The sequence below is a fragment of the Streptomyces durhamensis genome, from assembly GCF_000725475.1.
Lineage (GTDB): Bacteria > Actinomycetota > Actinomycetes > Streptomycetales > Streptomycetaceae > Streptomyces > Streptomyces filipinensis.
Window position 1 is genome coordinate 1 of the sequence record NZ_JNXR01000160.1, and the last position, 326, is coordinate 326.

Genomic DNA, 326 nt, shown 5'->3' on the forward strand with positions numbered 1-326 from the left:
TGGCGCGAGGTGCTCGGCGACGATGAGCCGGCGTCGAGCAGTGGCGGGGATTCGTTTGCCGTGGCCCAGGCCGTGGCGCGCAAGTTCTCCTCTGGACGCACGGTTGTGGTGCTCGATGATCTTCACCGCGCCGACAGTGCGACACTGCAGATCTTGCGTCAGGTGTGTTCATGGTTGGCGGACCGGCCGGTCTTGATCCTGGGTGGTTATCGTCCGTCCGAGGCAGGCGTCGAATTGAGGGGAACGGTCACAGCGCTGCTGGCGCACACGGCCCAGTCCATCGAACTAGGTGGATTGAGCGACGACGGAATACAACTGGTGTGCGC

1 protein-coding gene is annotated in these 326 nt (G+C 63.8%); it reads left to right on the forward strand.

Going from position 1 to position 326, the window contains the following annotated elements; all coding sequences use genetic code 11:
* Positions 1-326: hypothetical protein (locus tag IO33_RS45425; RefSeq protein WP_037687567.1), on the forward strand; the 326-nt coding region annotated here is incomplete at both ends.